The organism is Streptomyces sp. NPDC001093 (assembly GCF_040298985.1).
Classification (GTDB): Bacteria; Actinomycetota; Actinomycetes; order Streptomycetales; family Streptomycetaceae; genus Streptomyces.
This window is the reverse complement of the sequence record NZ_JBEPBF010000067.1, coordinates 43,242-52,975: the sequence shown is the minus strand read 5'-3', so window position 1 is coordinate 52,975 and position 9,734 is coordinate 43,242. Positions and strand designations below refer to the sequence as shown.

At 70.6% G+C, this 9,734-nt stretch carries 8 protein-coding genes; 4 read left to right on the top strand and 4 right to left on the bottom strand.

The genetic code is table 11. The annotated features are described in order from the left end of the window. The 4 genes from ABT288_RS28795 to ABT288_RS28780 all read left to right on the top strand — a co-directional run. Positions 1 to 3,453, top strand: a 3,453-nt coding sequence (locus ABT288_RS28795) for a multifunctional oxoglutarate decarboxylase/oxoglutarate dehydrogenase thiamine pyrophosphate-binding subunit/dihydrolipoyllysine-residue succinyltransferase subunit (RefSeq protein ID WP_351613573.1), incomplete at its 5' end; no start/stop codon positions are given. Between the two features lie 154 nt (positions 3,454 to 3,607). After that, a complete protein-coding gene (locus tag ABT288_RS28790; protein ID WP_028420339.1) occupies positions 3,608 to 3,787 on the top strand; it encodes a DUF6104 family protein in 180 nt (59 codons plus the stop codon). Between the two features lie 230 nt (positions 3,788 to 4,017). Next, on the top strand, positions 4,018 to 4,962 hold the full coding sequence (locus ABT288_RS28785; protein WP_351613570.1) for a DUF4097 family beta strand repeat-containing protein: 945 nt from the start codon (positions 4,018 to 4,020) through the stop codon (positions 4,960 to 4,962). A 1-nt stretch (position 4,963) separates the two neighbouring features. Continuing rightward, positions 4,964 to 6,022 (top strand): PadR family transcriptional regulator, encoded by a 1,059-nt coding sequence (locus ABT288_RS28780; RefSeq protein ID WP_351613569.1) that lies wholly within the window; start codon positions 4,964 to 4,966, stop codon positions 6,020 to 6,022. A gap of 175 nt (positions 6,023 to 6,197) precedes the next feature. Here ABT288_RS28780 and ABT288_RS28775 read toward each other — a convergent pair whose 3' ends face one another. The 4 genes from ABT288_RS28775 to ABT288_RS28760 form a co-directional block, all read right to left on the bottom strand. Continuing rightward, positions 6,198 to 6,764, bottom strand: a complete 567-nt coding sequence (locus ABT288_RS28775; RefSeq protein WP_351613568.1) for a Clp protease N-terminal domain-containing protein — start codon at positions 6,762 to 6,764, stop codon at positions 6,198 to 6,200. Continuing rightward, positions 6,764 to 6,973, bottom strand: a complete 210-nt coding sequence (locus ABT288_RS28770; RefSeq protein ID WP_018571396.1) for a helix-turn-helix domain-containing protein — start codon at positions 6,971 to 6,973, stop codon at positions 6,764 to 6,766. Before ABT288_RS28770 ends, ABT288_RS28775 begins: the two co-directional genes overlap by 1 nt. Before the next feature lie 113 nt (positions 6,974 to 7,086). Continuing rightward, on the bottom strand, positions 7,087 to 8,052 hold the full coding sequence (locus tag ABT288_RS28765) for a zinc-binding dehydrogenase (RefSeq protein ID WP_351613566.1): 966 nt from the start codon (positions 8,050 to 8,052) through the stop codon (positions 7,087 to 7,089). A gap of 171 nt (positions 8,053 to 8,223) precedes the next feature. Beyond that, positions 8,224 to 9,447 carry an NAD(P)-dependent malic enzyme gene (locus tag ABT288_RS28760; RefSeq protein WP_351613563.1) on the bottom strand — a complete coding sequence of 408 codons (1,224 nt, stop codon included), beginning with the start codon at positions 9,445 to 9,447 and terminating at the stop codon, positions 8,224 to 8,226. Positions 9,448 to 9,734 lie beyond the last annotated feature (287 nt).

Genomic DNA, 9,734 nt, shown 5'->3' with positions numbered 1-9,734 from the left:
TGGTGGGCATGGACGCGACCCTGCGAGCCCGCACAGGCGCCCGCTCAGCCGAAGGCCAAGGCCGCTCCCGCCGCCGAGGCCCCGGCGGGCCCCGAGCTGGTCACGCTGCGCGGCCCGGCCGCCGCCGTCGCCAAGAACATGAACGCCTCGCTGGAGCTGCCGACCGCCACCTCGGTCCGCGCGGTCCCGGTGAAGCTGCTGTTCGACAACCGGATCGTCATCAACAACCACCTCAAGCGCGCCCGGGGCGGGAAGATCTCCTTCACCCACCTCATCGGGTACGCGATGGTGCAGGCCATCAAGGCCATGCCGTCGATGAACTGGTCCTTCGGCGAGAAGGACGGCAAGCCGACCCTCGTCAAGCCGGCGCACGTCAACCTGGGCCTGGCCATCGACCTGGTGAAGCCCAACGGCGACCGCCAGCTGGTCGTCGCGGCCATCAAGAAGGCCGAGACGCTGAACTTCTTCGAGTTCTGGCAGGCCTACGAGGACATCGTCCGCCGCGCCCGTGACGGCAAGCTGACGATGGACGACTTCACCGGTGTCACGGTCTCCCTGACCAACCCCGGCGGCCTCGGCACCGTCCACTCGGTCCCGCGCCTGATGCCCGGCCAGTCGGTCATCATGGGCGTCGGCTCCATGGACTACCCGGCGGAGTTCCAGGGCACCAGCCAGGACACCCTGAACAAGCTCGGCATCTCGAAGGTCATGACGCTCACGTCGACCTACGACCACCGGGTGATCCAGGGTGCCGCCTCGGGCGAGTTCCTGCGTCAGGTCGCGAACCTCCTCCTCGGCGAGAACGGCTTCTACGACGACATCTTCGAGTCGCTGCGCATCCCCTACGAGCCGGTCCGCTGGCTGCGGGACATCGACGCCAGCCACGACGACGACGTCACCAAGGCCGCCCGCGTCTTCGAACTGATCCACTCCTACCGGGTCCGCGGCCACGTCATGGCCGACACCGACCCGCTGGAGTACCGCCAGCGCAAGCACCCCGACCTGGACATCGTCGAGCACGGCCTCACCCTGTGGGACCTGGAGCGCGAGTTCGCCGTCGGCGGCTTCGCCGGCAAGTCGATGATGAAGCTGCGCGACATCCTCGGCGTACTGCGCGACTCGTACTGTCGCACCACCGGCATCGAGTTCATGCACATCCAGGACCCCAAGCAGCGCAAGTGGATCCAGGACCGGGTCGAGCGCGGCCACTCCAAGCCGGAGCGCGAGGAGCAGCTGCGCATCCTGCGCCGTCTGAACGCGGCCGAGGCCTTCGAGACCTTCCTGCAGACGAAGTACGTCGGCCAGAAGCGGTTCTCGCTGGAGGGCGGCGAGTCCGTCATCCCGCTGCTCGACGCGGTCATCGACTCCGCCGCCGAGTCCCGCCTGGACGAGGTCGTCATCGGCATGGCCCACCGCGGCCGCCTGAACGTTCTGGCGAACATCGTCGGCAAGTCGTACGCGCAGATCTTCCGCGAGTTCGAGGGCAACCTCGATCCGAAGTCGATGCACGGCTCCGGCGACGTGAAGTACCACCTGGGCGCCCAGGGCACCTTCACCGGCCTGGACGGCGAGCAGATCAAGGTCTCGCTGGCCGCGAACCCGTCCCACCTGGAGACGGTGGACCCGGTCATCGAGGGCATCGCCCGCGCCAAGCAGGACATCATCAACAAGGGCGGCACGGACTTCACGGTCCTGCCGGTGGCGATCCACGGCGACGCGGCCTTCGCGGGCCAGGGCGTGGTGGCCGAGACCCTCAACATGTCGCAGCTGCGCGGCTACCGCACCGGCGGCTCGGTCCACATCGTCATCAACAACCAGGTCGGCTTCACCGCGGCCCCCGAGTCCTCGCGTTCCTCCATGTACGCCACGGACGTGGCCCGCATGATCGAGGCCCCGATCTTCCATGTGAACGGCGACGACCCCGAGGCGGTCGTCCGCGTCGCCCGCCTGGCCTTCGAGTTCCGGCAGGCGTTCAACAAGGACGTGGTGATCGACCTCATCTGCTACCGCCGCCGCGGTCACAACGAGTCGGACAACCCGGCCTTCACCCAGCCGCTGATGTACGACCTGATCGACAAGAAGCGCTCGGTGCGCAAGCTCTACACCGAGTCCCTGATCGGTCGCGGCGACATCACCCTGGAAGAGGCCGAGCAGGCCCTGCAGGACTACCAGGGCCAGCTGGAGAAGGTCTTCACCGAGGTCCGCGAGGCCACGTCCCAGCCGGCCGTCGTCGACGCCCGGGCGCCGCAGGACGGCTTCCCGGTCGCGGTGCCGACCGCGATCTCCTCGGAGGTCGTGAAGCGCATCGCCGAGTCCCAGGTCAACATCCCCGACCACTTCACCGTGCACCCGCGTCTGCTGCCGCAGCTGCAGCGCCGGACGACGATGGTCGAGGACGGCACGATCGACTGGGGCATGGGCGAGACCCTGGCCATCGGCTCCCTGCTGCTGGAGGGCACCCCGGTCCGCCTGTCCGGCCAGGACTCCCAGCGGGGCACCTTCGGCCAGCGCCACGCGGTTCTCATCGACCGCGAGACGGGCGAGGAGTACACCCCGCTCCAGTACCTCGCCGAGGACCAGGCGCGCTACAACGTCTACAACTCCCTGCTGTCCGAGTACGCGGTCATGGGCTTCGAGTACGGCTACTCGCTGGCCCGCCCCGACGCGCTCGTGATGTGGGAGGCGCAGTTCGGCGACTTCGTCAACGGCGCGCAGACGGTCGTCGACGAGTACATCTCGGCGGCGGAGCAGAAGTGGGGCCAGACGTCCGGCGTCACGCTCCTGCTCCCCCACGGCTACGAGGGCCAGGGCCCGGACCACTCCTCGGCCCGTGTCGAGCGGTTCCTCCAGCTGTGCGCCCAGAACAACATGACGGTCGCGATGCCGACCCTGCCGTCGAACTACTTCCACCTCCTGCGGTGGCAGGTGCACAACCCGCACCACAAGCCGCTGGTGGTCTTCACCCCGAAGTCGATGCTGCGCCTGAAGGCCGCCGCGTCGAAGACGGAGGAGTTCACGTCGGGCCAGTTCCGCCCCGTCATCGGCGACTCGACGGTCGACCCGGCCGCGGTGCGCAAGGTCGTCTTCTGCGCGGGCAAGGTCTACTACGACCTGGAGGCCGAGCGGGTCAAGCGCGGTGCCACGGACACGGCGATCATCCGCCTCGAGCGGCTGTACCCGCTGCCGGGTTCCGAGCTCCAGGCGGAGATCAAGAAGTACCCGAACGCCGAGAAGTACCTGTGGGCACAGGAGGAACCGGCGAACCAGGGTGCGTGGCCGTTCATCGCCCTGAACCTGATCGACCACCTGGACCTCGCGGTCGGCGCGGACGTGCCGCACGGCGACCGACTGCGGCGCATCTCGCGCCCGCACTCCTCGTCCCCGGCGGTGGGCTCTGCCAAGCGCCACCAGGCCGAGCAGGAGCAGTTGGTGCGTGAGGTCTTCGAGGCGTAGGCCTTGGGCAAGGGGCCCGGTGTCGAGTTCTTGCTCGGTGCCGGGCCCCTGGCATGCCCAGGGGCTGTTGAGAACGGCGTGTGGACGGGACGGTACCGCCTACCCTGAAGAAGTAACGTCGACGGCGTCAGCCCGTCCTCATCAGGAGCAAGAGTTGTACTTCACCGACCGAGGCATCGAAGAACTGGAGAAGCGGCGCGGCGAGGAGGAGATCACCTTCGAGTGGCTCGCCGAGCAGTTGCGGACCTTCGTCGATCTGAATCCGGACTTCGAGGTGCCGGTGGAGCGGCTCGCGACGTGGCTGGCCCGGTTGGACGACGAGGACGACGAGTAGCCACCTCGGTGTGGGCGCCCTGGCGGCGCCCTTTTTTTTCGCGGGAGCCCTCGGGGCGGAAGACCCACGCGCGCGTGAAGACGGCCCGCAGGAACGCATCCCACGCCCGGCGCAGGAAGCCCGGGGCTCACACGAAAGGGTGCCTTGACTTCCACGAGCCACGATATATCGTGTTCACCAGAGGACGCGATATGACGTGTCGTGTGACTGTGCCAGGCCGAGGAGTCCCCATGCCCGAGTGGTCCGTCAACGAGCCCCAGAAGCTGACCTTCGACGCCCGCGTGAGCGACCTCCAGGTCCGCATCGTCAACGGAACGGTGAACGTGGTGGGCACGGACGAAGGTTCCGCCCGCCTCGAGATCTCGGAGATCGAAGGCCCGCCCCTCGTGGTCACCCAGGAGGACGGCACCCTCACGGTGGCCTACGAGGACCTGCCCTGGAAGGGCTTCCTCAAGTGGCTCGACCGCAAGGGCTGGCGGCGCAGCGCGGTCGTCTCCCTGGCGGTGCCCGCCGACACCCGCGTGGAAGTGGGCGTGGTCGGCGCCGGCGCGGTCGTCTCCGGCATCCGCGGTCCGGCGGTGGTCAAGGGGGTGACCGGCGACACGACCCTGGTCGGCGTCTCGGGCCCGGTCCGCGCGGACACCGTGTCGGGCAACCTGGAGGCCCAGGCGGTCACCGGCGACCTGCGGTTCAACTCGGTCTCGGGAGACCTGACGGTGGTCGAGGGCTCCGGCCGCTCCGTCCGCGCCGACTCCGTCAGCGGCTCCATGATCGTCGACCTGGACCCGGACGGCCCGACGGAGGTCAGCCTCACCAGCGTCTCCGGCGAGATCGCCATCCGCCTGCCGCACCCGGCGGACGCCGAGGTGGAGGCGAACACCGCGAGCGGCACGATCTCCAACGCCTTCGACGGACTGCGGGTGCACGGCCAGTGGGGCGCCCACAAGATCACCGGACGCCTCGGCGCGGGCACGGGCAGGCTCCGGGCCACCACGGTCTCCGGCTCGATCGCCCTGCTGCGCCGCCCGCCGCGCGAGGACGAGGCGGACACCCCGCGGGAGGCCCGGCCCACAGACCCCTCGGCCCCCTCCGCGGCCCCGCGGGACCCCGGCACCGCCCCCGCCGCCGACGCCGACGCCCCGGCCGACGGCACGACCGACAAGAAGGTGCTCTGACATGCCTCCCGTCTTCGCCCACGGGCGTCTCCGCCTGTACCTGCTCAAGCTGCTGGACGAGGCCCCGCGCCACGGCTACGAGGTGATCAGGCTCCTGGAGGAGCGCTTCCAGGGGCTGTACGCCCCCTCGGCGGGCACGGTCTACCCCCGGCTGGCCAAGCTGGAGGCCGAGGGCCTGGTCACGCACACCACCGAGGGCGGCCGCAAGGTGTACGCCATCACGGACGCGGGCCGCGCCGAACTGGCCGACCGCAGCGAGGAGTTGGCCGACCTGGAGCTGGAGATCCGCGAGTCGGTCGCGGAACTGGCCGCCGAGATCAGGGCCGACGTGCGCGGCGCGGCCGGCGATCTGCGCCGCGAGATGCGCGCGGCCGCCTCCGAGGCCCGCCGGGGCACGAAGGCGGGCGGCGCGGGCCCCGTCGGGGAGTACGGCGACCTCGGCGACAAGGAGGCCTGGCGGGCCGCCAAGGAGGAGATGCGCCGGGTCAAGCAGGAGTGGAAGGACCAGGCCCGCCGCGCCAAGGACGAGAGCCGCCGGGCCCGCGAGGAGGCCCAGCGGGCCCGCCGCCAGGCCGAGGAGGCGCAGGCGCGGGCGCGGGCCCAGGCACAGGAGGAGATGCAGCGCATCGCCCGCCAGGTCCAGGACCGCGTGCAGGACCACTTCGCCCAGGGCGACTGGCCGACGGGCGTCCGCGAGGGTCTGTCCGAACTGGCCAGGGAGCTGGGCGACTTCGGCAAGCACTGGGGCTCCCCCCGCACATCAGGGGAACCGGCCCCGAAGCCCGCCGCCCCGAGGCCCGCCGCCACGACACCGCCTGACGCGCACTACGTCTCTCCCGCCGAGGACTTCCCGGCAGAGTACGAACCCACCTGGGCCCACGAGGACCCCACCGGCGACCCGGCCCGCGACCTGGACCGCCTCCTGGACCGCTTCCGCGACGACATCCGCGACGCGGCCCGCGACCACGGAGTCACCCCCACCCAGCTCCGGGAGGCCCGCCGCCACCTGTCCACGGCAGCGGCCCACATCGGCGCGCTCCTGGGCACACCGAAGGCCTGACGGGCGAGAGCGGAGCGCCGGACGCCGAAGGCCTGACCGGCGGGAACAGGACGGCGGACACCGAAAGGCCGGCCGTCCTGTCCGGGGTGGCGGCGGGATCCGGCCGGTGCCTCAGCCGACCCGTGCCTCAGCCGACCCGTGCCTCAGCCGACCCGTGCCTCAGCCGACCGGTGCCTCAGCCGGCCTGCGCCTCTCCCGCGCCGTACAGCACATGGGTCACCGACGCGTGCGTCACCCCGTGGTCCGCGAGCACCTCTCCCACCACCCCGGGCAGGACGGTCAGCGCGAGCAGAAGGTGCTCGTCCCCGATGTACCGGTCGCGGTGCCCGACGGCTACCCGCAGCGCCCTCTCCAGGACGTTCCTGGCACCCCGGCCGAAGCCCGGCCGCCGTCCCGGCCACCGGCGGCGGTCCTCCGGGTCGCCGGACATCGCCCCGACTCCGTGCACCTCCTCGACCCGGGCGACGATCTCCGACACATCGATGCCCAGCCCGGCCAGCGCGTCCGAGTCGGCCCGTGACAGCCCGCCCCGCCGCCGCGCCTCCTCCAACTCCTGCCGTACGGACGCCTTGCGCTCCCCGAGCCCCAGCGCGGCCAGCGCGAAGGAGGCGCGGCTGCCCTCCCGGTCGAGAAGGGCGAGCAGCAGGTGCTCGGCGCCGACGGTCTGTTCACCCGAGCCTTGGCAGTGGACGAACGCGCCCTTCACGACCTCGCGGGCGTCCTTGGTGAAGCGTTCGAACATCACTGCCTCCCGTACTTCTTGTGCACGGCCTGCCTGCTGACTCCGAGCTCCGCGGCGATCTCCTGCCACGACCAGCCCTGATTGCGCGCACTGCGCACCTGTACCGCCTCCAGCTGCTCCAGCAGCCTGCGCAGCGCGGCCACGGCCCGCAGTCCGACCCGCGGATCTCGGTCGCCGGCGCGCTCGGCGAGATCGGTTGCCTCGGTCATGATGTCAACCTACGTTGACAGCGCCCTCATGTCAACCGACGTTGACAAGCCGGGCACGCAAAAGGCGGGCCCGGACACCCGGACCCGCCCGACGACCGCTCTGGTCGAGGACCTCAGGAATGAGTGAGCACGATCTTCCCGAACTGCTCCCCCGACGCGAGCCGTTCGAAGCCCTCGCGGGCGCGGTCCAGCGGAAGTTCCTCGTCGATGACGGGCCGCACCCCGGTCGCGGCGCAGAAGGAGAGCAGGTCCTCCAGCTCCTCCTTGGTGCCCATGGTGGAGCCGACGACCTTCAGCTCGAGGAAGAAGATCCGGGTCAGTTCGGCATGCGAGGGCCGGTCCCCGCTGGTGGCACCGGAGATGACGATCGTGCCGCCGGGCCGCAGCGACTTCACCGAGTGGGACCAGGTCGCGGCGCCCACGGTCTCGATCACGGCGTCCACCCGCTGCGGCAGCCGCGCCCCCGGCTCCACCGACTCGACGGCCCCCAGTTCGAGGGCCCGCTTCCGCTTGGCCTCGTCCCGGCTGGTCGCGAAGACGCGCAGACCCGCCGCCTTGCCGAGCACGATCGCGGCCGTGGCGACCCCGCCACCCGCGCCCTGTACGAGGACCGAGTCACCGGGCCGCACCCCGGCGTTGGTGAACAGCATCCGGTAGGCCGTCAGCCAGGCGGTCGGCAGACAGGCCGCCTCGGCGAAGGACAGCTCCTTGGGCTTGGGCAGCACGTTCCAGGTCGGCACGGCGACCTGTTCGGCGAAGGTGCCCTGGTAGCGCTCGGTGAGGATGGAGCGCGGCTCGTCGGGGCCGACGCCGTGGCCGGTCTGGCCGATGACGGAGTGCAGGACGACCTCGTTGCCGTCCTCGTCGACGCCTGCGGCGTCGCAGCCGAGGATCATCGGCAGCTTGTCCTCCGCGAGGCCGACGCCCCGCAGGGACCAGAGGTCGTGGTGGTTGAGGGAGGCGGCGCGCACCGTGACGGTGCTCCAGCCGGGCCGGGCCTCGGGAGCCGGACGCTCCCCCAACTCCAGGCCGTTGAGCGGCTGGTCGCGGTCGATTCGGGCGGCGTAGACAGCGAACATGCAGCCGACGATAGGTGCGCTGATCAGCCAGCGGAACCGTGAGGACCTGTGACACATACCCTCTTGCGCAGGGCCACCCATGCGGCGCAGGCCGACGGGACGTCTTTCGGGCGGGCGGGTGGGCAAGAAAAATGGCCCCGCCCACACGGACGGGGCCATTTCCACGCAACGTCAGCGACGAGCAACACCCTCGGCGCGCGCGGCAGCCGCGACCGCCGCGGTGACCGCCGGAGCGACCCGATCGTCGAACGGCGAAGGAATCACATAGTCGGCGGCAAGGTCATCGCCGACCACCGCGGCCAGCGCCTCCGCCGCGGCGATCTTCATCCCCTCGGTGATCCGAGAGGCCCGCACCTGCAGCGCGCCCGCGAAGATTCCGGGGAACGCCAGCACGTTGTTGATCTGGTTCGGGAAGTCGGACCGCCCGGTGGCGACGACCGCCGCGTACTTGTGCGCGACGTCCGGGTGCACCTCGGGGTTCGGGTTGGCCATCGCGAACACGAAGGCGCCCTCGGCCATGGAGGCCACGGCCTCCTCCGGGACCGTACCGCCGGAGACGCCGATGAAGACGTCGGCGCCCACGAGGGCGTCCTCCAGCGAGCCGCTGATGGCGCCCTTGTTGGTGAAGCCCGCGAGCTCCTGCTTGACCGGGGTCAGGTCCTCCCGGTCCGCCGACACGACGCCCTTGCGGTCCGCCACGGCCACGTCGCCGATGCCGGCCTCGACCAGCATCTTGGCGATGGCGACACCGGCCGCGCCGGCGCCCGAGATGACGGCCCGCAGCTGCCCGATCTCCCGCCCGCTGAGCCGCGCCGCGTTCCGCAGCGCCGCGAGCGTCACGACGGCCGTACCGTGCTGGTCGTCGTGGAAGACCGGGATGTCCAGGCGCTCCTGGAGCCGGCGCTCGATCTCGAAGCACCGGGGTGCCGAGATGTCCTCCAGGTTCACTCCGCCGAAGGACGGGGCGAGCCGGACGACGGTCTCGACGATGTCGTCCACGTCGGTGCAGTCGAGCGCGATCGGCACCGCGTCGACGCCGCCGAACTGCTTGAAGAGGATCGCCTTGCCCTCCATCACGGGGAGGGAGGCCTGGGGACCGATGTCCCCGAGTCCGAGCACGGCCGTACCGTCGGTCACGACGGCGACCACCGAGGACTTCCACGTGTAGTCGTTGACCAGCTCCGGCTGCTCCGCGATCGCGGTGCACACGCGCGCGACGCCGGGCGTGTACGCGAGGGAAAGGTCGTCCTTGTCGCGGACCGGCACGGTGGCCTGCACGGCCATCTTGCCGCCACGGTGCAGCGCGAACACCGGATCGAAGGAATCCAGGGGCTCGGCCCCGCCGTCCTGATCCGTATTGCTGTCGCTGCGAGGATTGACGATCTCCGCTGCCACTTTGTTGTACCCCTTAGGTATGCATGGTTTGAGGGTCGACCACTCCTGGTGAGGGGTGGGCGGGCACCGCGTACCGCCCGATTGCTGATACGTACGGGCCATACGCGACGGGCGCGCCGCACACGCGCCCTGAGCCCCGGATGAGGGGTGTAAAGAACCTTCTTACCGGACGGACGGTGCCCACGACGAGTCCATTAGGTGCAAGGTCACATCGCGGAACCGCAAAGCCACGGCGAGATGACGCGCGGCTGACAAGCGGGCCGGGGATGTGAAAGCCGCTGGTACGC